A 24,254-nucleotide genomic window follows, 5' to 3' on the forward strand; every position below is an offset into this window, starting at 1 on the left:
TTTTTGCCCGCGGGCGGATGCGTCAGGCCAGCGACTCGCGGCGCCACAGCGTCGCGCACGTCGACAGGTCGCCGGCATAGGTCGAGAGCCGCAGGGCGCGCGTGGTCAGAGCCGACGCACGATCGGACTCGGTGTGCTCGTAGTCGTCGGCGAGATGTGTCGCCCCCGATGCCTGCACGCGGCAGAACGCCGCCGCGCGATCCAGCGCCACCGCGAAGTCGCCGTCGAACACTCCGCGCAGGATCGCGTCGATGAGCGTGACGAGCTCCTCCGGGCTCGCCGGCGTCGGTGCGCCCGCCACGACCGGATCCGCCGACGCGATCTCCCCGCGGCCGCGTTCGTACAGGAGGGCGGCGGTCTGCGGGTCGTCGTGGATCATCAGCTGCAGCAGGTACAGCCGCCACAGGGCGCCCGGCAGTGTGCGGGCGGGCGAGCGCGACCACAGCTCCGCGATGTCGTCGATGCCGTTCTCGTCTGTGAACGAGACGAGCCTCTCGACCACATCCGCCGACGGGTCTTCGCGGACTCGCGAGAGCAGCGCCTGCGCGGTGCTGTGCGCGACGCGCGACACCTCCGCGGGGTCGTCCGCAGCGAAGATCCGGTCGAACAGTTCCGCCGGTCGCCGCACCGGCTTGTGGAAGTCCCGGGGCGAATCAGTCATCGATCCAGGCTACCCGCGGGTTCAAGGGCGGCGCCCGCCGTGCGGGGCCGCCGGGGCCAGTAGGCTGGATGTCGAGGGCCTCTAGCTCAGTCGGTAGAGCATCGGACTTTTAATCCGCGGGTCGTGGGTTCGAGCCCCACGGGGCCCACCGCATCCCGTTCATGTCAGAGCGTCCCCGTCGGCGGCCTAGCCGATGGGGGTGACCTCGGCGCGCGCGGCGTCCCAGCGACGAAGCGCCACGCCCTCGCCACTGCGCTGCGGGCCCAGGGTTCTCAGCGCCGACTCCACGGCGTCCAGCCGCAGGCGACGTGCGAGGGTGACATGCGGCGTCCATTCTCCGGGCCGGGTGTGGCGCGCGTCCGGCCCCGGCGGTGCAGCCGCATGCACCGACAGATGCAGCTCGAGCAGCTCCGACGTCGGCTCGACACGTCGCGCGAGCACGCCCCGGTCCCCGTGCCGGAAGACGATCGGCTCACCGAGCACGACCGGCACCGGCAGGCGACTCACCGCCTCGTCGAATTCCACCGGCTCGAGCGCGGGCCTCACGAGAAGCGTCACGTGCGGGCGATTGCTCGGCGACGGGTTCCGCCCCGCGCTCGACAGGCCCGCGGCGGCGAGGGCCTGCCAATCCGCGCGCACGGCCGCCTCCGATGCCGGATCCAGCAGCAGCTCGATGCTGACGATGTCGCGCATACCTTCCAGCATCCCCCGACGCCGCGGTCCGGGCTGCGAGGAGCCGTCGAACGCGCTCCCCGATGCGCAACGCTTCACCGGAGCCGGTCACCTCCCCCGCGCCGCCCCTGTCTCTGCCTGGGATGCCACCGCCCGATAGCGGACGCCGCCTCAGGAGATGTCGACGTCGGCGATCAGCCCGTCGTGGACGTGGAACCGCATCGGCCCCGTGCCGTTATAGCCGTTCCCGGTCACGGCGAGGGTCACGACGTACGTGTCCGGGTGCTCACCGGCGGCGACGTCGACCACCTCGAAGTGGGCCTGGACGCCGATGTTGTCGGTGCTGTTCCACGAGCGGATGCCTTCGTGTCCGCGGAATTCACGACCCCAGTCGTTCAGACGGGCGTCGGCAGCGAAGGCGGCGACGAACCGCTCCGTGTCGGCGGCGTTGGTCGCGTCGACGAACGTGCGGATGGCGTCGGGCAGTGCGGTCGGATCGGTCATGGCGCCCCTCGTCGTGCGGTTTGTCCTGCACGCGTCAGGAAAGCGCACACCGGCCCAGCTGTCCAGGGGATGACGGGTCAGCCTGCGCGGTACTCCTCCGGGTGCACGTGGACGGTGGATGCTGCCGCCAGCAGCTTCGACACCGGGCAGCGCGCGTGGGCGGCAGTCAAGATCTCCGCGGTCTCCTCGATCGAGGCGCCCTCCGCCGAGAGGTACGCGTCGACGTGGAACTCGTACCCGGAGCGCGCGGCGGCGGGATGCAGCTCCACCTCCACGCGCACCACCGTGCGCCGCTCCCCCGCGACCACCGCCTGCGCCGTCGCGTTCAGGCACGTCACCCACGCCAGGGCGAGCAACTGCTCCGGGTTGGATGCGGTGGCGTCGAAGTCCCGCGCGAGCGGTGAGGACACCGGCACCTCGAGTCCGCCGATCACGCTGCTGACGCCGTCCCCACCATCGCGGTTGACGGCGGCCGTCCGGTACCTCGCACTCACAGGGGAAGTATAGTTGGACGCGATACAGAAACTTCTCCGGAGTATCCGGACGTGAAAGGACGACGCGACGCGATGGTCTCTACCGGCACCGCGATCGTGGAGTTCCAAGACGTCACCAAGCGCCACGACGCAGACCCCGGCACACGCGCGGCGCTGGACGGCATCAGCCTCAGCATCCGTCAAGGCGAGATCTTCGGGGTGATCGGCGAGAGTGGCGCCGGCAAGACCACGCTCCTCGAACTCATCAACGGGCTCACCGCTCCGACCTCCGGCTCCCTCACGGTGCAGGGCGTGGACGTCACCCGACTGGGCCGCCGTGGGTTGCGCCGACTGCGGCAGCGCATCGGCGTCGTGTTCCAGGGCATCCATCTCCTCAGCAACCGCACGGTGCGGGCCAATGTCGCCCTCCCCCTGCACCTGGCACGGCGAACCGACGGGGCGGTACTCAGCCGCGCCGAAGAGCGCAGCGCCGTCGACGAGATCCTCGCCTTCGTGGGGCTGTCGCACCGGGCCGACTCCTTCCCGGCACAGCTCAGCGGCGGCGAGCGCCAGCGCGTCGGCCTCGCCCGAGCCCTGGTCGCGCGGCCCGCGGTCCTGCTGTGCGACGAGCCGACGTCGTCGCTGGATGCCTCGACCACGTCGGAGATCCTGCGGGTGCTCTCGGATGCCCGCGACAAGCTCGGCACCACCGTGGTCGTCATCACGCACGACCTCGACGTCGTCAAGGCGATCTGCGACCGCGCAGCGCTGCTGGAGCGGGGCCGGCTGCGCGAGCTGATCCCTGTGGTCAAGAGCGACTACCGCAGCCTGCCGACGTACTACGAGCAGGTCAAGCGGGAGCTGATGCCGTGAACGCGGTGACCGAACTGCTCTCCGAGTACGGCGGCGACATGCTGGAGGCCCTGGGCGAGACCGGGTACATGCTGCTGGTCTCGCTCCTGGCCGCCGTCCTGATCGGGTTGCCGCTGGGGATGGTCGTCTTCCTCACCCAGCGCGGCGGCATCGCGGAGAACCGGGCGGTGTGGTCGGTCGCGAACATGTACATCAACATCGTCCGCTCCTTCCCCTTCCTGCTCCTGGTGGTCTTCCTCATCCCCTTCACCCGCTTCGTGATCGGCACGAGCTTCGGCACGCAGGCCGCGACCCTGCCGCTGTGCTTCGTGGCGGTGGCCATATACGCGCGCCTGGTGGAGCAGATCCTCCGCGAGATCCCGCCGGGCATCTCGCGCGTCGCGGTGGCGATGGGCGCCACGGTGCCACGGGCGGTGTTCCGCGTGCTGCTGCCCGAGGCGCGATCAGGGCTGGTCTACGCCCTGACCTCCGCCGCGATCAGCCTGCTGTCCTACTCCACCGTCCTCGGCGTCGTCGGCGGCGGCGGGATCGGCGACTTCGCGATGCGCTACGGCTACCAGGAGTACAACGACGGCCTCATGTATCTCACGATCGTTCTCATCATCACGTGCGTGCTCGCCATCCAGGCCCTCGGCCATCGCACCTCCGTGCGGCTGGATCATCGCTGATCCCCCTCCCGCCACCGAGCCACCCCAGGAAAGAAGGAACACATGAGATCGTCTCGAGTCAGCATCGTCGCATCCGCACTGGGAGCGGTGCTGGTCCTCGCCGGCTGCGCGTCCGGCGGCGAGGATGCGGCGGGCGATGACGCCGCTCCGCTCACGCTCCAGGTCGCCGCGGTCACGTCGCCGATGACCGACGTGGTCGAAGCGGCCGCGGACGCCATCGAGGACGGGTACGAGATCGAGCTCGTCGAGGTCTCCGACTACGTCACGGCCAACACGATCCTCAACGACGGAGACGTGTACGCGAACTTCTCGCAGCACGTGCCGTACATGGAAGCATTCAACGCCGGCAATGACGGGACGCTCGTGGGCGTGCAGCCGGTGTACAACTTCGTCATCGCGTTCTACTCCAAGACGCTCACCGATATCGCCGAGCTGCCCGCCGGCGCCACGGTGGCGATCCCGGATGACCCGTCGAACACCGGGCGGGCGCTCAAGCTGCTGGCCGAGGAGGGCATCATCACGCTGGATGCCGCGGTCGACCCGTACGAGGCGACCGTGACCGACATCGTGGACAACCCGCACGAGCTGGAGTTCCTGCAGGTGCCGATCAACTCGCTCAACGCCGCGTACGACGAGGCCGACCTCGTCTTCCAGTGGCCCTCCCACATCGCCGCTCTCGGACTCACCCCGCAGGACGACGGCCTCCTCACCGAGCTCGACGACACCTTCGCGCTCAACCTCGTCGTCCGCGAGGAGGACGAAGGCTCGGATGCGACGGCCGCGCTGACGAAGGCGTTCACGAGCGACGCCGTCCGCGACGTGATCGAGTCCAACGCCACCATCGAGGTCGCCTTCTGAGGTCTGTGCACGGGTGAACGGATGACGACGTGGGGGTCGCGTGGGCCGTGACCGGCGGCGCCTCCCCGGGCGCGTGACTACCCGAGCGCTGCCAAGGCGAGCGCTGCGGCACGAGCGACGAGCGAATCGGCGGGGGCGGCCTCCTTCGATTCGCTCGTCGTCATCACGGCGATGAAGATCGGGCCGGCTCCTGGAGGCCACACGACGGCGAGGTCATTGCGCGTGCCGTAGCCGCCCGTTCCCGACTTGTCTGCCACCAGCCAATCCGGTGGGGCGCCGGAGCGGATGAGCGTATCGCCTGTGGCGTTGCCACTCATCCACTCGATGAGAAGCGTCGCACGGCCATCGGGGAGGAGATCCTCGGCGATGACGCTTCGCAGTGATCGGGCAAGGGCGCGGGGTGTGCTCGTATCGCGATCGTCTCCGGGAGTCGCGGAGTTGAGGTCGGTTTCGAATCGTGCCGGCATTGTGGTGTGATCGCCCATCTCCCTGAGGGCGATCTCGAATCCTGCCGGGCCGCCGAGCTCTTCGAGGAGCAGGTTGGCGGCCGTATTGTCGCTGTCGCGCAGCGCGGCTTCACAGAGGCGCCGGATCGTCAGGCCGGTACCGGCGTGCTGCTGCGTCACCGGGGACTGGAACACCAACTCCTCCTCGGAGAAGACCACGACGCGTTCCAGATCGGGGATCTTCCGGAGCACCGCGGCGACGAGGAGCGCTTTGATGGCCGAGGCGTACGCGAAGCGTTCGTCTTCCCGGTACGCCACGAATCCCCCCGACGCGACGTCCACGGCGAACACCCCGAGGCGTCCACCATGAGCGGCCTCCAGCGCTGCCAATTCCAACGTCAGATCGACCGGATCGGGTTGCTCGGCCGACCCCTCGGCGGGACGCGGCGAGCTCGGCGCGTCGACGGGCGGGCTCTTCTCCACCGCGGGCATGGACGAGCAGCTCAGCAGGAGGTTCGGCACGAGCAGGATCAGGATGATCAAGTGATGCCAGCGGGGTCCGCCGGACAGAACGCGGCGCGCCTGCCGCCTCGAGCGCGCATGCATGTGGTTCACGTGGCGCTTCGCCCGCCCTCCGTTCGGCGCCGGAGCGCCGCGATCCACCTGGATCTGGCCGACCCAGACCAGCGATTGACTGACACTTTCACCGCACGTGACATGCACGGCGAAGCAAGGAATCCGACAAGGCTACTGGCAGGGCACGCCGCCGGGATAGGCGGATGCCGACTCGGCGAAGCGCGTTCGGGATCCGCTTCGCGCGCGATCCGCGGGGTTCCGGGTCGCAGTTGAGAGGATGAGGCGTGCCCACCGTCGCCGCCCTCTACCGCTACCCGGTGAAAGGCTTCACCCCCGAGCGACGGGACGAGCTCGTCGTCCAGGCCGACGGGCGGATCGCCGGTGACCGCGTGCTCGCCTTCCGCTTCGCCACCGCATCCGAACCCGAGATGCGGGACGGGCGGGAGTACTGGCCGAAAGACCGCGGGCTCGCGCTCATGGAGTTCCCCTCCCTGGCGCGGCTGCGGTTGACGTTCGACCACGTCGGGTTGCGCGTGCGGCTGTCGGTCGGTGAACGCGTGGTGGCCGACGCGGGGCTCGACCCGGCGGGGCGCCGCGAGCTCGAGGAGGCGATCACGTCTTTCCTCGCTGAGACCTCCGATGCCCGGCGCCTGGCCGGCGACGGCGTCCTGCCCCTGCGCCTCGTCGGCGACGGGGTCACGTCGAGGTTCCAGGACCGCCCGGCCGGGTTCGTCTCCCTGCACGGGGCGGCGTCGGTCGAGGCGGTGGACGCGGCGGTGCCGGCGCCGGTGGATGACCGCCGGTTCCGCTCCAACACCGTGATCGGCGGCACGGCCCCGTGGGAGGAGCTCAGCTGGGCCGGGCGGGTGCGGATCGGCGAGGTGTGGTTCGAGGTGCAGCGGCCCATCGGACGCTGCGCGGCGATCATGGCCAACCCCGACACCGGCGAGCGCGACGCGCGCCTCCTCCGCATCCTCACGACGCAGTTCGCGCAGGACGAGGCCACCCTCGGCGTTCTGCTGCTCCCTCTCGAGGGCGGCGGTACCGTGCGCGTCGGTGATGCGGTCACCCTCGACAGCACGCGGTGAGCCGCCACGTCCGGGCTTCGCGGTCTAGGACCGGGTGCGTCGCCGCATGACGACGATGAGGACGGCCACGCCGACCACGACCACGAGACCGACTCCGGCGCCCACCAGCACGGGCGTCACCGACAGACCGGCCGACGACTCCTGCGCGTCCGCCGCTGGAGCGTCCGTGGGCGCCGCGCTCGGCGGCTCGGGCACGATCACGGTGGTCGTCGCCGGCTCCCGCCACTCGAACCGGCACGTCCGGCTCGCCCAGTGTCCGTCCGGCCACGTGTGGATGCGGCAGAGCTCATCCAGGTCAGCGGAGGGCTCGTACGAGAACCCGTAGGACATGGCGAACAGCTCATGCTCGCCGGGCCCCATCACGTCGATGGGGATCCGTACGGTCGCGATCCCGGTGTCCTCGTCGCGCACCGACGGGGTGCGCTCCCACGCCCATTCCCAGTCTTTCTCATACTCGTAGGCGCACGCCTCGTTGATCTCCTTCCAGGTGTCGGGGGCGAGTTGCCAGCCCTCGCCGGAGACGCCCGACAGCGCATGGAACTCCTCGTAAGACGACGTTCCCGCGGCGATCTCCCGAATGCGGGACAGCTGGCACTGGCGGCTCTCGGTGATCGTGTCGACAGCGCCGGCGGCGGCGAAATGCGCCTTCACCTCATCCACCGACGCCCACGTGCCCGCCGAACGCTCCCAGGTGGCGACGTACGCGGGGATGCCGTCGCTCCACTGGAGCTGCACCTCCCAATACACGGTGCCCGGATCGAAATCGTCGTCGCTCTCGGTGGCGGTGTGCAACTCCACCTCGCCCTCCGTGAGAAACTCCGCCGGCGGCGGGGCGGGGGCGGCCACCGCCGATGTCGGAACGGCAAGCGCGGTGGCGACGATGATCCCTGCGGTGATCAGGTGGGGTGCCCTCATGGCACTCAGTATCACAGGCGACCAGTCCTATATGCCGGATATCGCACACAAGCGCTCGGGGCAACTCGTTCACAAAGGGCGGATCGCCCGCAAGACTCGGGGGATGGTGTTCCTCGGATTCCACGCCTCGCATGAACAGATTCCACCCAGCCGCCTCCTCGACGACGTCGTGGCGGCCGAAGCCGCCGGGTTCGACGGCGCGATGTGCTCCGACCATGTCGCCCCGTGGGGTGTGCGGCAAGGCGAGTCGGGCTTCGCGCTGAGCTGGCTCGGTGCCGCCCTGGCGCGTACCGACTTCTCCATCGGATTCGTCAACGCACCCGGTCAGCGCTACCACCCCGTCGTGGTCGCCCAGGCCTACGCGACGCTGGAGGAGATGTTCCCCGGCCGCTTCTGGGCCGCCCTCGGCAGCGGCGAAGCGATGAACGAGCATGTCACGGGTGAGCCGTGGCCGCCCAAGCACGAGCGCAACGAGCGGCTTGCCGAGAGCGTCTCGGTCATCCGGCGGCTGCTGAACGGCGACATGGTCGATCACGACGGCCTCGTGCGCGTCCACGAGGCGCGCCTGTGGACCCTCCCGGAGACGCCTCCTCCCCTGTTCGCGACGGCCGTGAGCCCTGAGACGGCCGGGTGGGCCGCATCCTGGGCCGACGGGCTGGCCACGGTCCTGCAGCCGCCCGACGCGCTGCACGACGTCGTGTCGGCGTACCGGTCGGCCGGCGGCGCCGGTCCCTGCATCCTGCAGGTGCACCTGAGCTGGGCCGAGACGGATGCCGAGGCCCTCGCCATCGCGCGCGACCAATGGAGCAACGGGGTCGTCGGACCGCCGGAGGCGTGGAACATCGAACAGCCCGAGCAGTTCGACGCCGTCGCCGGCCAGCCGGAGGACCACGAGCTGCGGGAGGCGCTGTTCATCTCCGCCGACCTCGAAGAGCTGGCCGAGCGGATCGCGGAGCACGCGCGGATCGGTTTCGACCGCGTGTACCTGCACCACGTCGGCAAGGACCAGGCGCCGTTCCTGCAGGCGGCGCGGAAACGGCTGCTGCCGCGACTGAGGGAGCTGCTGTGAGGATCACCGACACGAGCGATCTGTGGTGGAAATCCGCGGTCATCTACTGCCTCGACGTCGAGACCTTCCGGGACTCCGACGGCGACGGGGTAGGCGACCTGCAGGGGCTCGCCTCCCGCATCGACTACCTCTCGCAGCTCGGGGTCACGTGCGTGTGGCTCATGCCGTTCTATCCGACCCCCGACCGCGACGACGGATACGACGTCACCGACTTCTACGGCGTCGACCCACGCCTGGGCACCCACGGCGATCTGGTCGAGGTCATCCGCACCGCTCGCGACCGCGGCATGCGCGTCATCGTCGATCTGGTCGTCAACCACACCTCCGACCGGCATCCGTGGTTCCAGGCCGCCAAGCGCAGCACGTCCTCGCCCTACCGCGACTACTACGTGTGGCGCTCCGATCCGCCCCCGAAGGGCGAGAAGAACCCCGTGTTCCCGGGTGAGGCCGACGGGCTGTGGGAGAAGGACGAGAAGTCGGGCGAGTGGTACCTGCACAGCTTCTACCCGCACCAGCCCGACCTCAACATCGCCAACCCCGCCGTGCGGGACGAGATCGCCAAGGCGATCGGATTCTGGCTCCAGTTGGGCATCACCGGCTTCCGCGTGGACGCGGTGCCGTTCTTCCTCGAAGTGCCCGCGGGCGAGCAGATGGGTGACCCGCACGACATGCTCCGCGACATCCGCCGGTTCCTGCAGCGTCGCTCGAGCGAAGCGGTCCTGCTCGGGGAGGTGAACCTGCCGTACGACCAGCAGGCCGCCTACTTCGGAACCGACGACGGGCAAGAGCTCACGATGCAGTTCGACTTCGCGGGGATGCAGGCGTTCTACCTCTCGCTCGTGCGCGGTGACCCCGCTCCGCTGGCGGCTGCCCTGTCGTCCCGGCCCGCGCTGCCGGTGGAAGCGCAGTGGGCGAACTTCCTCCGCAACCACGACGAGCTCACCCTCGACCAGCTCACCGACGACGAGCGCCAGGAGGTGTTCGACGCGCTCGCGCCCGACGAGAACCAGCAGGTCTACGGGCGGGGCATCACCAAGCGCCTGCCGACGATGCTCGACGGCGATCCGCGCCGCATCCGCATGGCGTACAGCCTGCTGTTCACCCTGCCCGGCACGCCCGTGCTGTTCTACGGCGAGGAGATCGGCATGGGCGAGAACGCCGAGCTCGACAAGCGTCACGCCGTCCGCACGCCGATGCAGTGGTCACCGGATCGCAACGGCGGGTTCTCCACCGCCCCTCCGTCGCGTCTGATCGCCGCGCCGCCCGGCGACGGGTACGCGCCGGCCCACGTGAACGTCGCCGACCAGCTGGAGGACTCCGACTCTCTCCTGCACTTCTTCCGCAACCTGACGAGCCGCTACCGTATCTCCCCCGAACTGGGATGGGGCGAGTTCGAGGTGCTGGAGCACGAGGTCCCCGGCATCCTCGTGCACTCCCTGCGTGCGGACGTCGGGCGAATGGTCGCGATCCACAATTTCACGGGTACCCCCGCCACGCTCGCGTTCGCGCTGCCGGACGAGCCGGAGGGCACGGTCCTGGTCGACCTGTTGGCCGCCGACCGCCTGCCCCTCGGGACCCGCGGGGCGGTCGAACTGGAGGTCGCGGCGTACGGCTACCGCTGGCTGCGGGTCTCGCGGCCCGGGGACGGCCGGGTCACCTGATCGATTCAGTCCTGAAGCGCAGCGGTCGCGGCGGTATACGCCGCGTACGCGATGACGAGGTCTTGCCATCCCTGCCCGACCGATTTGAACACGGCGGGCCCCGGTCGCCGCTCCGTGCGCGCGGGGTGCGTGCGATCGCGCACGAGTTCCCCCACGGAAACGAGACGGTCGGCCGATAGCGCGCCATCGCGGATCGCCATCACGACGTCTCCGGCTTCCCGCACCGCCGTGGCGGCGTCCTCGACCACGACGGTCGATCGGCCCATCAGCCCGGAATCCAGTTCTCGAGCATCCGGATGGTGCGACCCCACCGCGGTGACGACAGCCCCATCAGGCACCAGCGTGCCGTCGAAGATGGGGATTGCGGCTGACGTGGCGGCGGCGATGAGGTCGGCGTCGGCGACATCCGCCGCGTTTCCGGTGCTCGCCGGGATCTCCTGTGCGGCCAGTCGGCGTACGAGTGCATCGGCACTGTCGCGGCTGCGGGCGACGACGCGGATGCTGTCGATCGGTCGCACCGCGCGGAAGGCGTGGATGTGTCCTTCGGCCTGGGGTCCGGCACCGAAGACCACGAGTCGGTGGGCGTCGGGCGGCGCGAGCGCGTCCACGGCCACAGCGGCGAGCGCCGGAGTGCGCAGCGTCGTCAAGGCGGGGCCGTCCAGCAGCGCGCAGGGTGTGAGCGTGTCGGCGTCCATCAAGAGGTAAATCCCTTGAATGCGCGGCCGCGACAGCGCCGGGTTGTCGGGCGCGACGGACAACAGCTTCGCCCCCGCCATGCCCTCGTGCTCCGCTGGCATGAATAGGAGTTCGCCCCGACTGACGGGCACCCCGGCGCGGGCCGGCTGCGTGGCCGGTTCGACGCCGGCCACAAGCGCCGCCCGCAGCGCCGCCACCGCTTCGGCCCACGGCACCGCAGCGAACACCTGCTCCTCGTCCAGGAACGTCAGATCCGCCATGCTCATTCGCCTGTCCCTTCGTTGCCGTTGTGCGAAACGCCCAAGAGCGGGCGGCTACGCCTTGCTAACCTCACCGCGCCGGTCCGACGCTCGGTCCGATGGCGTGGTGAAGGAGAAAATCATGATCGCGGATGTTGCACGCCTGGCAGGGGCCGACGGCTCACCCTTCAGCTCGGCGACGATCGCCGGCGGTTGGGTGTTTCCCGCCGGGCAGGTCGGGGAGCGTGCCGACGGCTCCGTTCCGGAGTCCTTCGAGGAGGAAGTCGCACTCGCGCTGACCAATCTGCGCGGGGTGCTGGAGGCGGCCGGCAGTGACCTCGCACACGTCGTGCGCATTCAGGTGATCCTGACCGACATGGCCGATTTCTACGTGATGAACCGCATCTATCGCGACCACATCGGCCAGAACCTTCCGACTCGCTTCACCCACGGCGCCGCGCTCGCGCCGGGCTACCGCGTGGAGCTGGTGGCCACCGCGGTGGTCGCCTGACGGCTCGGCGTCCGCCCCGGCGAGTTCAGGCGGACGCTCAGGCACCGCGCACCAGCTCTGCCAGCAGACGCACGCCGTACCCCGTGCCCCCAGCCGCGCCGAACGCGTCAGAGGCGTGGCGGTAGCACGGGCCAGTGATGTCCAGGTGCGCCCACGGGATGTCCCCCACGAACCTGCTGAGCAGCAGGGCGGCGGTGGACACCCGGGCATGCGGGACACCGGGGAAGTTCTTGTAGTCGGCCAGGTCCGAACGGATCTGGTACTCGAGCTCGGGCTGCAGCGGCATCCGCCATGCCCGGTCTCCCGATCGGTCGCCCGCGGCGACGACCTCGGCCGCCAGGGCATCGTCGTTCGAGACGAGCGCGGCGTATTCGTCCCCGAGAGCGTGCCGGGAAGCGTAGGTGAGCGAGGCGATGTCGACGATGGCGCGCGGGTGCAGTTCGGCCGCCCTCGCCAGGGCGTCGGCGAGGATGATCCGCCCCTCGAAATCGGTGTTGAGGATCTCCAGGGTCGAACCGTCCCGCAGCGTCACCACATCTCCGGGTCGTGTGGCGCCGGGTCCCGGCATGTTCTCCACCAGGGGCACCACGGCGGCGAAGGAGCGTCCCGGGGCCAATGCGGGAAGCAGCGCGAACGCTGCAACCACGGCCGCCGCGCCTGCCATGTCCGATTTCATGTCCATCAGCGCATCGGAGGACTTCAGCGAGAGCCCACCGGTGTCGAAGGTGACGCCTTTGCCCACGAACGCGTACTCCGGCGACGCGTCGCCCACGGTGAGCTCGAGAAGGCGCGGCGGGTTGTCGGCCCCCTGTCCGACCGCGATGATACCGCCGTATCCGTTCGCGACGAGTTCCTCCGCGTCGCGAACCGCGACGCCAACGCCATGTGGCTCCAACGACTCCTTCGCCCAGCGCGCGAAGTCCGCGGGGGTCAGCGCGGCCGCGGGCAGATTGACGAGGTCACGAGCGGTGTTGACGGCCGCGCCCAGGGCGCTCCCCCGCCGCCACCCGGGCACCCCGGACAGTTCTCCGGAGGCGACCGGCACGGCGTCGGAGACGAAGGTGCGGGCCCCCGTCATCCGGAACCGGTACCCGCCGGCGAGCAGCCCGTCGGCGACCGCGGCCAGAGCCGCATCCGGATCCACCGTCGACGCGAAGGATTCCGCGTCGACCGTCAACGCCACTGATACCGCAGCTTCGGGATGCTGCGGCAGAGCCGCAGCGATCCGTCGTGCGGCGGCACTCGCCGAAAGTCGGAGTCCCGCCGCCGTCGCCCGCTCCCGGTCGCCGAGCCCCGTCACGGCGATGACGTCGCCCGCGGCCTGCTCGACCCGCGACTGCCCGATGGCGCCGGTGAACCCGTCGAGAAGACGCGCGTCGAGGTTGCCCTCCGGCACCTCGTCGCGCCACACCCCGCGGACCGTGACCGACGTCATACCTCACCCGTGCCGGGCACGGCCACGCCATCGAGGATGACGAGCGGACGCTCTTCTCGCCACAGCAGGGAGGGCTCCTCGAACGGATTGCCGGCGAACACGAGCACGTCGCCCACCGCTCCCGGCGCGATGCGCCCCAGACGCTCTTCGCGCAGGAGCGAGGCATTCACGGAGGTGAGGCTGCGAAGGAGTTCGAGCACTCCGGTCACCTCGCTCTGCAGGCGCAAACCCTGCAGCTGCTCGGTCTCGAGATCGCCCATGAGGTCGGAGCCGAACCCGATGGGGACTCCGGCGGCGCGTGCGCGCTCGATCGCCACCTTGCCGTGGTCGAGCACCTCCGCGTTCTTCGCGAGCCCGACCGCCGTCATCCCGAGCGACTCGCCGTGGCGTGACATCGCGTCGTAGGTCGCGAGGGTGGGAACGAGGTAGGCGTGTGCATCTGCCATCTCGCGAGCGGTCGCCTCATCCATCAGGTTTCCGTGCTCGATCGAGCGGACACCGCCCTGAAGAGCGTGACTGATCGCCTCCGGCGAGTACGCGTGCGCGGCGACATAGCTTCCCCGCCGCTGCGCCTCTTCGCTCACGATGCGGATCTCCTCGAGGGAGTATTGCGGGATCCGCAGCGGGTCCGACGGAGAGATCACGCCTCCGGACGCCATGATCTTGATCACATGGGCGCCCCCGCGCAGACGGCTGCGGACGGCCACGCGAAGCGCATCCGCGCCGTCGACGATCTCCAGGCCGGGGCCGGAATGGAAGCACAGCGTGTCATCCGGCGCCGTCGGATCTCCGTGACCGCCGGTCTGGCTGAGAGCGGCTCCCGAGTAGTAGTAGCGGGGCGAGTCTAAGCGTCCCTCCTCGATCGCGAGGGCGAGGCCGGCATCGCCACCGGCGACATCGCGTACCGTCGTGAACCCGCGTCCGAGGGCCGCACGCAACCGCTGGGCCGCGGCGAGCGCCACGTAGCTGAGGTGGCGGGTCTCGTTTCTCAGCAGATTGAGCGACACCGCGTAGGCGTGAAGGTGCGCGTCGATGAACCCGGGCGTCACCACGCCGCCGGCCGCGTCGATCTCGACGGCATCGGCGGGCGCGGGCTCGTCCGAGGCGAGGATGACCCCGTCGCGGATGACGACGTCGCAAGCGGAGAGTTCGGCCGACTCACCGTCGAAGACGAGGCCGTTGCGGATGAGAACGGAACCAGCGCGGCCGCGGAAATTCGTCACTGTGCAACCTCCGGGAAGACCTGGGCGCGTACCTCGGCGACCGCGGGGGTGCTCGCGTGTGTGATCTCGAGCGCAACGGCGACGGAATCGTCGTCGAGGCTCCCTTCCGGCCCGAGGAAGTTGATCGACCCGATCGTCCGCCCTTCGTGCACCACCGGCGTGTTGACGATGGCGCCGCATCCGAGGGACTCGATCGTCTCCCAGTCAAAGAAGAAGCTGCGGACGGCCTCGCGGTCGGCACCGAGGAAAGGCTCCTGCCCGGCGATGACCTGCTCTGCCCAGATAGGCGAGGTCTGGCTGGGGTCGGTGCGCTTTCGACCGCCGATGGCGTAGGCCTCGGGGTGGGTGGAGTACACGCGGGAGATCTCGCCCCCGTCGGGGGTGAGGACCGTGACGGTGAACAGGATGGTGCCGAGACGCTGCCGCGCCTGGTCTGCCGCTTCGGGAAGGGAGAGGGAGGTCATGGGTGGTGCTTTCCGTTCGTGGATGGTCAGGAGTCGGTGTGGTCTGAGGGTGCCGGGGAGCGCGCGAATGCCGACAGCAGCAAATGCGTCGCCAGCATCTGATCGGGATCGTCCAGGCGCACGCCGAGTTCGGCGGCCCGGCGCAAGCGCGCCTGCATGGTGTTGCGGTGGATGCCCAGACGCTCGGCTGCGCCGGCGACGGAGCCGGCGCAATCCAGGTAGGCGAGAACGGCGTCGGCGATCTCTGCGGAGTGCGCGTCGCCCACCAGCGCCGGGTACGCGATCTCGGCCATCTCCCGCGCGTCCTCGGCGGGGAGGAGCCGGGCGATCATCGCCGGGCCCATCGCCTGGAATTCGACTGCTTCGCCGTCAGGTTCGGCGAGGCGGGCCGCCAGCCAGGCACGCCGGAGAAGGAGGGCATGCTCCTCGCCGCCCGCCGTGTCCGCGGCGACGCCGACCGCGACTCGTAGTCCGGATAGCGCTACGCCCGACACATCGCGCAGCTTCGCAAGCACGTCGGCGGAGGAGTCGCCCAGCGGAACGAATCCGAACCAGGCCGAACGGGTGCGAGCCAACGGCACATGGGGGAACATCGTGCGCCAGGAGTGGCTGAGGAGCGGGCCGACCCGCCCCGCGTTATCCTCGCGCGTGCGGAAGACGGCCACCGCCAGCGGCGACTCCGCCGGCCACCGGCGCAGCCTCTCCGTCGTCGTAGCGGGAAGCTCGTCCAGGTCACGATCCTCGATACCCGTGAGCGCGGTGAACGACAACAGCGGGGCCGCGTTCGCGAGGTCATGGATCTCCTGCTCCAGGAGAAGCGCGCGTACGGTGGGCGCGGCACGCGACAGCGCTTGCACCGCGACCTCATTCTGGGCGGGTGGCACCCACGCGGCGAGTTCCTGGGCGGAGGCGCCCGGGCCGACGGGCAGTCGCATCTCCGCCGCGCCCGCCGGCTGCTCCCCGGCCGAGGACAGTACAAGGCCCCCGACGAGGAGGTCGACGCGCGCACTGCCCAGTTCCCGCGAGAGCAAGGACAGCAGATCCGCCACCGTTGTCACGGTCAGGATGCGCGAGTGCAGGGCGTCCAGTCGGGTCAAGACGCCCGCCTCCAGCGCCCCGAGTTCCCTGGCCAGGGCGAGCGCCGTGCGGTCGATGCCGGCCGCGGTCGTGAACAGCCCGACGCCGAACCGACGGGCGAGTTCGGTGACGGTCTCCGACACCGATTGATCGGAGACGATCAGCGCGACAGCTCTGCGCTCCCAGGCGTAGCGCAGCGCGACCGAGACGACCCAGCCGCCGAGGGCGAGCTCTTCTCCGAGAAGAACGACGCTGTCGGGGCCGACGGAGAGGATGTGGTCGACATCGGTGACGAGAGTGACATCCCTCACCGGCTGAGCATGCGTCGGCAGATGATGAGCGGTGAGACCTGCGCTATTGTGCGCGGCCAGGAGGTCTTGCAGCGTGACGCCGCGACGAGAGGTGCTCATGCGGACCGCCCTCCCCGTGCGCGACCGACGATGCGCACGGCCATCGGCTCGACGAGCGCACGCCCCTCGGGCGTGTACCACGGTGCAGCCGCGCGGAACGACATCAGATCGAGCTTGTTGCCCACCCACAGATCCTCGAGGCTGGCAACGCTCGCGTCCTCGGGGCGGACCATGGTGATGATGTCGGGCATGACAGCGTGGACGGCCCCGTCGACGAGCATCATGAGGATCTCGTTCTGGATCTCCAGTCTCACGATCCGGCCCTGCGCCTCGTCGACCAGCGTGACACTCGACGGACTGTCGGGCATGCCCGGGATCGATGGGCGGGAGAGGCCTTCGACCTCCGCGACCCGCGCACGGATGACCTTCTTCATCCCCAGCAAGCGCGTTAGCGCGGCGTACTTCTCCTGCGTGTGCTGGGGGGAGTTGAGGATTCGCCCGATGTCGATCAGCCGACTGACACTTCCGAGCACACCGTACTGCTGCAGCTGCGAGGCGGAGACCGGATACGACGCGGTCGCCGACCAGCCGCCCAGTTCTGCCGCCATCGCACGGACCAACCGCTCGGCGCGTGCGGGGGCAGAGACGTCCAGCACCGCCGTCTCCCCCGTCGGTCCGGTAAGACCGATCGGCCCTGCGCTGAGGCCGCCGAGCGCGAGCGTCGTCTGATGTACGAGCGGAAACACTCTCCCCATCGGGTCGGCGTCCATCAGCGGAAGCCCCGTCTGAAGCGCCACGTATACCGGCACCATGGCATTCACGCTGGCTGCGGCAAGGGGGAAGATCCCCTCGAGTCGCACTTCGAGCCGCTGCTCGAGGAGACCCAGAGCGGTGACGAACTCGTCGCCGACGGGGATCATCTCGGCGACCATGAGTCCTTTGTTGACGAACCCGATCGAGGCGGTCAGCGCGGTGGCCGGTAGGTCGTCGACCGTGGCGAGAACGGGCCTGCGGTCGTCGCGCTCGAGGAGCTCAACGGCCATGTCGCGATACTGCAGGCAGCTGGCGTGTTCGATCGTGGGGGCGACGAACATCGCTCCCGTGCACAGGTGCGCGATGTCGCCGGCGCTGAGCTGGCGACGTGTCATGCCGCGCTCCGATCGGCGCGCGACGGCACGGACGGGGGGCCGTCTCGGCGACACCGCGCACCCGTATTCGCACCATCTGCGCCTCACCGTACGTGGTGGCCAGAACGCGAGACTCCGGGATGTGGACGTGACCGGGGTCCGCTCCGGCCGCCACAAGGTTGGCACGGGCGGTGCCCTCACCGTCTGCCAGCGCCTGCGCCACATCTGCGGCGCTGGTCACCCTCACCACCCGGTTGTGCCAATACGACATCGGGGCGACCGCCGCACCGAGTGCAACGAGATCGTGGTCTGTGGTGACGGCGGGGGTGAGGCCGAAGGGCACGAGCGCGTCTTCGGCGCCCCGCACCAGCACGGTGACGGGCGGCTCCCCCGATCCGGAGAGGAGGAGTTGGGTAAGCGGAACGACGTGCGCGAAGCTCGATGCGAGGGATGTGCCGTCGGGGAGCGAGGTGCGGCTGACCACCGCAGGAAGACCGCTGATGAACTCCGCGATCCGCACCGTGCCGGCGTGGGCGACGATCACCCGTCCGTCCGACCTGCCCCCGAGGAGGGCCGCGCCGAGCATCTCGCTGGCGATCTCGGCGCGGAACGCGTGGACGGGGGTGATCGGCAGTCGCGTCAGCGGCGTGCTTCCCCCCTCATTCGTGGCGACGAGCGCCCGAGCCTTCTCCCCCGCCGACGTCGTCACCGCATCCGCGAGATCGGAGGCGATGCGCTCGGCGCTGGCGCCGAGCAGTGCATTGAGTACCGCGGTGTATTCGCGCACGAGAAGGCTGTCGCCGTAGAACGATCGTGATTCGGTGATGCTTGCCGGCGCGAGCGCGCCGCGCAGCACTTCGGCCGCGCGACGTTCGTGATCGCCGTTGCCCGGCGCACCTGCGGCGGAGACGACGATGTGCGCGCCGTCGCCGACGTCTTCCGCCAGCCGGAGGAGCGCGTCCTCATCCAGCGAGAACAGCTCCTGCCCGAGCGCATTGTGGCCACCGCGCACGTGAGCCGCCCGCACCTGAAGGGACTCCTCGAGCCACAGATGTCGGCGCGGCTGGAGCGGACGACGCGGCTCGATCAGCACCGACACCACGCGAGCGTCAGCATCCGTCCGCAGCACCCCCGTGACATCGAATACCACCACGGCGACGGGTTCGTCCAGAGCGCGGCGAAGCTCCGTGATCACCGCGGCGACCGGGCGAGTCAGTCCTCCCTGGAGGGGACGCGAGGCGAACTGCGTCCGTCCATCCGAGGTGAGGGCAGCAGCCGACACCTCGGCGACCGTTACGCGCACGCCGATCCGCATGGCGTCCTTCCGGGTAGGGGGAAGAGTCTGACTCTCAATCATCCCGCTCGGCGTGATCGCCGCGACAACCACGCGTCTCCGGCGACGGCCACGAGGATCAGCACACCGGTGACCACCTGCTGATACGTGGTATCCCATCGCAGGAGGTTGAAGCCGTTTCCGATCACCGTGAGGATGATCACTCCGACGACGGTCCGCCACACGGCGCCGGAACCGCCGAGGATGCTGGTCCCACCGATGACCACGGCCGCGATCGCGGTCAGTTCCATACCGATGGCCATCGCGGGCTGCGCCGATCCGGCACGGGAGGCCAGCACCATCCCTGCTGCTGCGGCGCACACGCCGTTGATGGCGAAGACGGAGATGTGGATGAGGGGCGTGCGCACACCGCTCAGCCGCGCCGCCTCCTCGTTGCCGCCGACGGCGTAGATGCGACGACCGAAGGTCGTGCCCCACAGCACGAAGCCGAGGACGAGCGCCACGACGGCGAGGAGGATGGTGCCGCCGGAGATCCCGGCGAACACCGGCAGCGCCCACACCCGGAACTCCGCGAGCTGATCGGCGGGTACGGCCACGATGGCCCCTCCCGTGAGGACGATCGCCACTCCCCGGTAGATGATGCTGACCGCCAGCGAGCCAATGAAGGAGTTCACCCGCGTGACGACGATCAGGGTGCCGGTGATCGCACCCAGGATGGCACCCACGACAAGAGCCGCGACGAAGCCGCCCGCGACACCGAAATGCGCCGTGAGGAACACCCCTGCGATGGCGGAGACGGCGAGGTTGGCCGAGGCCGAGAGATCGAAGACCCCCGACACGATGCACAGGGTCGCACCCACGGCGAGAAGCCCGATCACCACAGCCTGATCGAGCAAGTTGACGATGTTCTGCCCGGTCAGGAACGTGTTGGTCGCCAGGCTCAGGTACACCACAATGGCGACCAGGCCGCCGAGGATGCCGAAATCTTTCACGTCGATCCGCTTACGACGCCGGACGACGACGGTCTCTGATGTTCCAGTGCTCACGGTTTCTCCTACAGGAAGGCGGCGGAAAGGATGTCTTCGCGGGCGGCGGGGCTCGTGAACTCGGCGGCCACCCGTCCTCGACACATGACGACGATCCGGTGGGAGAGCGCCATGACCTCCTCGAGCTCGGAACTCACCACGATCACGGCCGTCCCCGCCGCGGCGAGATCGAGGATGAGGTTGTGGATGTTGACCTTGGCGTTGATGTCGACGCCGCGGGTGGGCTCGTCGATCAGAAAGACGCGGGGCGGCTCGACGAGCCACTTCCCGAAGAGCACCTTCTGCTGATTTCCGCCCGACAGCGCGCCCACGGGGACGTGTCGAACGCTGCCACGCACGTCGACCGTGGTCACGACCCGATTCACGGCGGCATGCTCGGTGCCGCGGCGCACGACGCTTCCGATCTGCCGCGCCCCGAGCGACGGGAGCGCGATGTTCTCGGACGCGTCTCGCCCCAGCATCAAGCCGCTGTCTTTGCGCGACTCCGGGACCAGCGCGAGTCCGCGGGCGATCATGCGGCGAATCGATCCCGTCCGCACGCGCGTCCCGTCGATCGTGAGGGAGCCTGACCGGATGCGATCGGCCCCGAAGATGGCACGGAGGGTCTCGGACCGGCCGCTTCCGACGAGGCCGGCAAGACCCAGCACCTCACCGGCATGCACGTCGAAACTCACGTCCGTGATGCGGTCGGTGGTGAGATGCTCGGCGCGGAGCACGACAGGTGCACCGGGCGGCACGGGAATCGGGCTGCGGGCCAGCGCGGCGACTTCGCGGCCGACCATGAGGCGCACGAGGGATTCGGTCGTGTGGGCGGACGCATCGTCGGTGGCGATCTGCGCGCCGTCGCGGAGCACCGTGATGCGGTCGGCGATCCCGAGAATCTCGTCGAGGAAGTGGGAGACGATGATGACGGTCGTCCCGCGCGCGGCGAGCACACGCAGAACGCTGAGAAGCTGCTCGGTCTCGGCCTCGCCGAGCGCGGCGGTCGGCTCGTCGAGGCAGAGGATGCGAGAGCCGCGGGCCAGCGCCTTGAGGATCTCCACCTGCTGGGCCTTGCCGAGCGGAAGCGAGTCGACTCTGGCGTGCGGGTCGAGATCGAACCCGCTGTCGGCGCACAGGGCGTCGAATAGCCGTCGATCGGCGGCCGGCGTCGCGACCCCGCCCGCCTGCGACCAACGGCCGAGGAACACGTTCTCCAGGACTGTGCGCTGCGGCACGAGCGCGAGCTCTTGTGCGATGAGGGAGACCCCGTGCGCGATCGCGTCGCGCGGAGTGCCCAGGCGCGTCGGGGCGCCGTCGAACGTCACGGAGCCCGCGTCGGCCGTGATGGCGCCGCCGAGGATCTTCAGCAGCGTGGACTTTCCTGCGCCGTTCTCTCCGAGCAGGCCGTGGATCTCGCCGGGCGCGATCTCGAGGGACACGTCGCGCAGCACGGAGATGCCGTTGTAAGACTTTCCCACCGCTTCGAGCCCGAGGAGCGGGGTCTTCTCTTGTGTCGCCGACGGAGTCACTGTTTCCCCTTTGCGGATGCGGATGCGGATGACCGGTCGACGGGACCCGCCGCGACGGCGGGCCCGGTCGACGCGGGCCGAATCAGTCGTCGTAGGTGGCGACGAAGTCCTTCAGGGTTTCGGCGGTGCCGATGCCCTTGCTGGGGGTGAGGTCGGGCTCGGAGATGGCGACCTCGACGTCCTCGCCGTTGTGCTTGCTGATCCCAAGCTCCGCAGCCGTGAAGCCGTTGAGGTACACATCGAGGGCGTACGCAGCGAACCACTCACCGTCGAGCACGGCCTGGACCGCCTGACGCGAAGAGCCGTTGCCGATGAACTTGACGTCACTGTCGGCGCCGGCCGCGAGGCGCGCGCCTCCCACCGCCTGCGAGGAACCGATGACCACATCGACATCCGGGTTTGCCGTGATGATGTCCTGGAACGCCGCCTGGCCGGCGTCGGCGGTGTAGCCGCCCTCGACCTGCGCCACGACCTCGGCGCCGCCTGCCGTTAGAGTGTCGACGACAGCCTTGGTGCGGGCGTTGTCCAACGGCAGGGCGCGGGAGCCTTCCATGTAAGCGACCTGACAGGGGTCCGATGCGGCTTCTTCGCAGGCCAGCAGACCCATCTCGCCGAGCTTCACGCCGTTGGTCACGGCAGGGTCGACGATCGAGATGGCACCCTCGATCTGCGGCTCGATGGTCTCGAAGTCGGGGCCGACCGCCGTGAACTCCACGACGACCGTGATGCCGGCGGCGATGGCATCTTCGAGGGGCTTCTGCACCACGAGGTTGTCGTTGGCCTGGATGATGATGATGTCGTACTGGCCCGACGTGGTGGCGTCGGTGATCTGCTGCGCCTGCAGCTGCCCGTCGAAGTTAGAGTCGACGAACTCCGCGGTCGCGCCGTTCTCTTCGGCGGCGGCTTCGACGCCGTCGTAAACACCCTGAGCGAAGGAGTTCGCGGCTGCAAAGCCGAAGAACCCGATGCTCAGCGCTTCGTCTTCACCGCCCCCGGATGCGGGCTCAGAGGCTGCGCCGCTGCAGCCGGCGAGCACGGCGGCGGAGGCGAGAAGGAGCCCGGGAAGTGCAAGGTACTTCTTTTTCATGGCAGTGCCGTTTCTCTTGTGTTTTTCGGGTGATTCAGGAGGAGTGCCTGTAGCCGTAGTCGGCGAGAGCCCGCTCGGCCGAGACGTAGCCGTTCTCGACGTCGTAGCGGACCGCCTCGTGATCGCGCCGGGCGGGGTCGCCATAGCCGCCGCCGCCGCCGACGGTGAGCCGCACGACCGTCCCCTTCTTGACGGGGTGCGCGTTGATCTTCAGGGTGCGCATCTCATCGGGCTTGCCCGGGTTGACGATCACCTCGGGTCCGACCGCGTCGTTACCCTCGAACAGGCCCCACGCGGGGGTCTTCGATCGCTCGAACCACAGTCCGACCACGCCATCGGCGAGGAACTCGTACTCACGGATGACCCCGTTGCCGCCGCGCCACTGACCGGCGCCGCCGGAGTCGGTGCGGATCGAGTACTCGCGGATGCGGAAGGGCCACTTGGTCTCGACCATCTCGATGGGGAAGTCCTGCAGCGAGCCGTTGACGTTGTTGATGAGGGCGGACTCGCCGTCCTCGCCCTCCCACGCCCCCCATCCGCCGAGGGTGGCCTCCATCGAGACCCAGTTGCGTCCGACGCGCGGGTCGAAGCCGGCGCTGGTGATGATCATCGAATCACCGTGGCTGGCCGCCGCGACACGATCGGGGAGCGCGGGCGCGAGGGCACGCGAGACCATGTCGATCAGCATCCCGAGGTGGGAGAAGTACCACTGGCACGCGGCCGGCGCGACGGCGCCGAGGACGGAGCCTTCGCGCACCTTCACCGTGAGAGGCCGGAATGAGCCGCCGTTGGAGTTGGTCTCGGGGCTGACGAGGATCTTGTACCCGACGCGGAGTGCGGAAATCGCCTGCGCGACGCCGCAGTTCACGGGCCCCTGCGTCTGGTCAGCGGATTCGGTGACGTCGAATTCCATCTGGTTGCCCGACACGGTGACCTTCAGCTTGATCGGGATGGGTGTGTCGAGGTTGATGCCGTCGTTGTCGAGCACGCCCTCGGCGGTGTAGACGCCATCCGGGATCTGCCGCACCCGCTCGAGCTCGAGCTCCTCGGTCTGGCGGAAGATCTCGTCACGCGCCGCCTCGATGACCTCCAGGCCGTACTTGCGCACGAGCTCCTGCATGCGGATGGAGCCCATCCGCAGCGCAGCCACCATGGCGTGCATGTCACCGATGGTCTGGTACGGGAACCGGGTGTTGGTCTGGATCAGCTCGACGACGTCGGTCTCGACGCCCGCCTCGATCAGCTTCACGGGGCCCATCCGGAACCCCTCCTGGAAGATGTCGATCGAGTCCATCGATGCGCCGACGTCCTTGCCGCCCACGTCCATCCAGTGGGCGCGGGTGGCGGAGAAGCCCACCAGCTCGCCGTCGACGAACACCGGGGCGAAGATCGTCACGTCGTTGAGGTGCGTGCCGCCGATGTACGAGTCGTTGAGGATCCACACGTCGTCCTCGCGCCAGACGTCGCGGCCGTACTTGTCCTCGACCGCCTTCGAACACGTCTCGATGTTGCCGAGGAACAGCGGGAGGCCCGCCGACTGCCCGAGGACCTGATGGTTCTGGTCCAGCAGCGCCACGACGCAGTCGCCGCCTTCGTAGATGATCATCGAGTACGCCGACCGGATGAGGGTGGCGTTCATGTCCTCGGCGGCGCTGGTCAGCGCGTTGCGGAGGATTTCTACGGTCACCGGGTCGACAGTGACCGTGGGGTCAAGAACCGTGGATGCCATG

General features: G+C 69.3%; 24 protein-coding genes and 1 tRNA gene. 8 read left to right on the forward strand and 17 right to left on the reverse strand.

What is annotated here, in order from left to right; all coding sequences use genetic code 11:
* Positions 1-22 precede the first annotated feature (22 nt).
* Entirely contained in the window at positions 23-661 is a 639-nt protein-coding gene (locus tag E4V99_RS17565) for a DNA-directed RNA polymerase subunit beta (RefSeq protein WP_135068212.1), read from the reverse strand.
* A gap of 75 nt (positions 662-736) precedes the next feature.
* On the opposite strand from E4V99_RS17565, the gene E4V99_RS17570 reads away from it, so the two are divergent.
* Positions 737-809: transfer RNA gene (locus E4V99_RS17570), tRNA-Lys, on the forward strand.
* A gap of 38 nt (positions 810-847) precedes the next feature.
* Here the strand turns inward: E4V99_RS17570 and E4V99_RS17575 are convergent.
* From E4V99_RS17575 to E4V99_RS17585, 3 genes are all read right to left on the reverse strand, one after another.
* Entirely contained in the window at positions 848-1,354 is a 507-nt protein-coding gene (locus E4V99_RS17575) for a 2'-5' RNA ligase family protein (protein ID WP_187270406.1), read from the reverse strand.
* Positions 1,355-1,504: 150 nt separating this feature from the next.
* Entirely contained in the window at positions 1,505-1,837 is a 333-nt protein-coding gene (locus E4V99_RS17580) for a nuclear transport factor 2 family protein (protein ID WP_135118059.1), read from the reverse strand.
* A gap of 77 nt (positions 1,838-1,914) precedes the next feature.
* On the reverse strand, positions 1,915-2,331 hold the full coding sequence (locus E4V99_RS17585; protein ID WP_135118060.1) for an OsmC family protein: 417 nt from the start codon (positions 2,329-2,331) through the stop codon (positions 1,915-1,917).
* Positions 2,332-2,382: 51 nt separating this feature from the next.
* Here E4V99_RS17585 and E4V99_RS17590 point away from each other — a divergent pair, with 51 nt between their 5' ends.
* The 3 genes from E4V99_RS17590 to E4V99_RS17600 are packed head-to-tail and all read left to right on the forward strand — an operon-like array spanning position 2,383 to position 4,709.
* The gene (locus E4V99_RS17590) at positions 2,383-3,183 is read left to right on the forward strand and encodes an ATP-binding cassette domain-containing protein (protein WP_245233238.1); all 801 of its coding nucleotides are present in this window, start codon (positions 2,383-2,385) and stop codon (positions 3,181-3,183) included.
* A complete protein-coding gene (locus E4V99_RS17595) occupies positions 3,180-3,851 on the forward strand; it encodes a methionine ABC transporter permease (RefSeq protein ID WP_240742698.1) in 672 nt (223 codons plus the stop codon). The genes E4V99_RS17590 and E4V99_RS17595 overlap by 4 nt, the downstream gene beginning before the upstream one ends.
* Before the next feature lie 42 nt (positions 3,852-3,893).
* Positions 3,894-4,709, forward strand: a complete 816-nt coding sequence (locus tag E4V99_RS17600; protein ID WP_135068220.1) for a MetQ/NlpA family ABC transporter substrate-binding protein — start codon at positions 3,894-3,896, stop codon at positions 4,707-4,709.
* 77 nt (positions 4,710-4,786) lie between these two features.
* Here E4V99_RS17600 and bla read toward each other — a convergent pair whose 3' ends face one another.
* Positions 4,787-5,698: a class A beta-lactamase gene (gene bla, locus E4V99_RS17605; protein WP_209305652.1), complete on the reverse strand. Its 912-nt coding sequence runs from the start codon at positions 5,696-5,698 to the stop codon at positions 4,787-4,789.
* A gap of 317 nt (positions 5,699-6,015) precedes the next feature.
* Here bla and E4V99_RS17610 point away from each other — a divergent pair, with 317 nt between their 5' ends.
* Positions 6,016-6,819 (forward strand): MOSC domain-containing protein, encoded by an 804-nt coding sequence (locus tag E4V99_RS17610; RefSeq protein WP_135118061.1) that lies wholly within the window; start codon positions 6,016-6,018, stop codon positions 6,817-6,819.
* A 24-nt stretch (positions 6,820-6,843) separates the two neighbouring features.
* Here the strand turns inward: E4V99_RS17610 and E4V99_RS17615 are convergent, their stop codons facing one another.
* Positions 6,844-7,734, reverse strand: a complete 891-nt coding sequence (locus E4V99_RS17615) for a hypothetical protein (RefSeq protein ID WP_135118062.1) — start codon at positions 7,732-7,734, stop codon at positions 6,844-6,846.
* A 103-nt stretch (positions 7,735-7,837) separates the two neighbouring features.
* Here E4V99_RS17615 and E4V99_RS17620 point away from each other — a divergent pair, with 103 nt between their 5' ends.
* Together E4V99_RS17620 and E4V99_RS17625 are read left to right on the forward strand one after the other, a co-directional pair.
* On the forward strand, positions 7,838-8,803 hold the full coding sequence (locus E4V99_RS17620) for a TIGR03885 family FMN-dependent LLM class oxidoreductase (RefSeq protein ID WP_135118063.1): 966 nt from the start codon (positions 7,838-7,840) through the stop codon (positions 8,801-8,803).
* Positions 8,800-10,464, forward strand: coding sequence for an alpha-amylase family protein (locus tag E4V99_RS17625; protein WP_135118064.1), 1,665 nt, complete (start codon positions 8,800-8,802; stop codon positions 10,462-10,464). The genes E4V99_RS17620 and E4V99_RS17625 overlap by 4 nt, the downstream gene beginning before the upstream one ends.
* A 5-nt stretch (positions 10,465-10,469) precedes the next feature.
* On the opposite strand, the gene E4V99_RS17630 is transcribed toward E4V99_RS17625, so the two are convergent.
* Complete coding sequence (locus tag E4V99_RS17630) at positions 10,470-11,426, reverse strand: ornithine cyclodeaminase family protein (RefSeq protein WP_209305653.1); 957 nt, start codon at positions 11,424-11,426, stop codon at positions 10,470-10,472.
* A 115-nt stretch (positions 11,427-11,541) separates the two neighbouring features.
* On the opposite strand from E4V99_RS17630, the gene E4V99_RS17635 reads away from it, so the two are divergent.
* The gene (locus tag E4V99_RS17635) at positions 11,542-11,910 is read left to right on the forward strand and encodes a RidA family protein (protein ID WP_167758149.1); all 369 of its coding nucleotides are present in this window, start codon (positions 11,542-11,544) and stop codon (positions 11,908-11,910) included.
* Between the two features lie 37 nt (positions 11,911-11,947).
* Here the strand turns inward: E4V99_RS17635 and E4V99_RS17640 are convergent, their stop codons facing one another.
* The 10 genes from E4V99_RS17640 to E4V99_RS17680 all read right to left on the reverse strand — a co-directional run bounded on the left by E4V99_RS17640 (position 11,948) and on the right by E4V99_RS17680 (position 24,253).
* On the reverse strand, positions 11,948-13,345 hold the full coding sequence (locus E4V99_RS17640; protein ID WP_135118066.1) for a leucyl aminopeptidase family protein: 1,398 nt from the start codon (positions 13,343-13,345) through the stop codon (positions 11,948-11,950).
* Positions 13,342-14,568 (reverse strand): amidohydrolase family protein, encoded by a 1,227-nt coding sequence (locus E4V99_RS17645; RefSeq protein ID WP_245233239.1) that lies wholly within the window; start codon positions 14,566-14,568, stop codon positions 13,342-13,344. Before E4V99_RS17645 ends, E4V99_RS17640 begins: the two co-directional genes overlap by 4 nt.
* Positions 14,565-15,032 (reverse strand): GAF domain-containing protein, encoded by a 468-nt coding sequence (locus tag E4V99_RS18665; RefSeq protein ID WP_245233240.1) that lies wholly within the window; start codon positions 15,030-15,032, stop codon positions 14,565-14,567. Before E4V99_RS18665 ends, E4V99_RS17645 begins: the two co-directional genes overlap by 4 nt.
* Before the next feature lie 26 nt (positions 15,033-15,058).
* Positions 15,059-16,420 (reverse strand): PucR family transcriptional regulator, encoded by a 1,362-nt coding sequence (locus E4V99_RS17655; RefSeq protein ID WP_135118068.1) that lies wholly within the window; start codon positions 16,418-16,420, stop codon positions 15,059-15,061.
* A gap of 95 nt (positions 16,421-16,515) precedes the next feature.
* Positions 16,516-17,607, reverse strand: a complete 1,092-nt coding sequence (locus tag E4V99_RS17660) for a DUF917 domain-containing protein (RefSeq protein ID WP_167758150.1) — start codon at positions 17,605-17,607, stop codon at positions 16,516-16,518.
* Entirely contained in the window at positions 17,492-18,889 is a 1,398-nt protein-coding gene (locus tag E4V99_RS18530; protein ID WP_167758151.1) for a hypothetical protein, read from the reverse strand. Before E4V99_RS18530 ends, E4V99_RS17660 begins: the two co-directional genes overlap by 116 nt.
* Before the next feature lie 50 nt (positions 18,890-18,939).
* Complete coding sequence (locus E4V99_RS17665; protein ID WP_135118070.1) at positions 18,940-19,926, reverse strand: ABC transporter permease; 987 nt, start codon at positions 19,924-19,926, stop codon at positions 18,940-18,942.
* A gap of 8 nt (positions 19,927-19,934) precedes the next feature.
* A complete protein-coding gene (locus E4V99_RS17670; RefSeq protein WP_209305654.1) occupies positions 19,935-21,386 on the reverse strand; it encodes a sugar ABC transporter ATP-binding protein in 1,452 nt (483 codons plus the stop codon).
* Positions 21,387-21,519: 133 nt separating this feature from the next.
* On the reverse strand, positions 21,520-22,524 hold the full coding sequence (locus E4V99_RS17675) for a sugar ABC transporter substrate-binding protein (RefSeq protein WP_167758152.1): 1,005 nt from the start codon (positions 22,522-22,524) through the stop codon (positions 21,520-21,522).
* A 34-nt stretch (positions 22,525-22,558) separates the two neighbouring features.
* A complete protein-coding gene (locus E4V99_RS17680) occupies positions 22,559-24,253 on the reverse strand; it encodes a hydantoinase B/oxoprolinase family protein (protein WP_135118073.1) in 1,695 nt (564 codons plus the stop codon).
* Between the last annotated feature and the right edge of the window lies 1 nt (position 24,254).

This window comes from Microbacterium sp. dk485 (assembly GCF_004570445.1).
In the GTDB taxonomy this organism is placed as follows: domain Bacteria; phylum Actinomycetota; class Actinomycetes; order Actinomycetales; family Microbacteriaceae; genus Microbacterium; species Microbacterium wangchenii.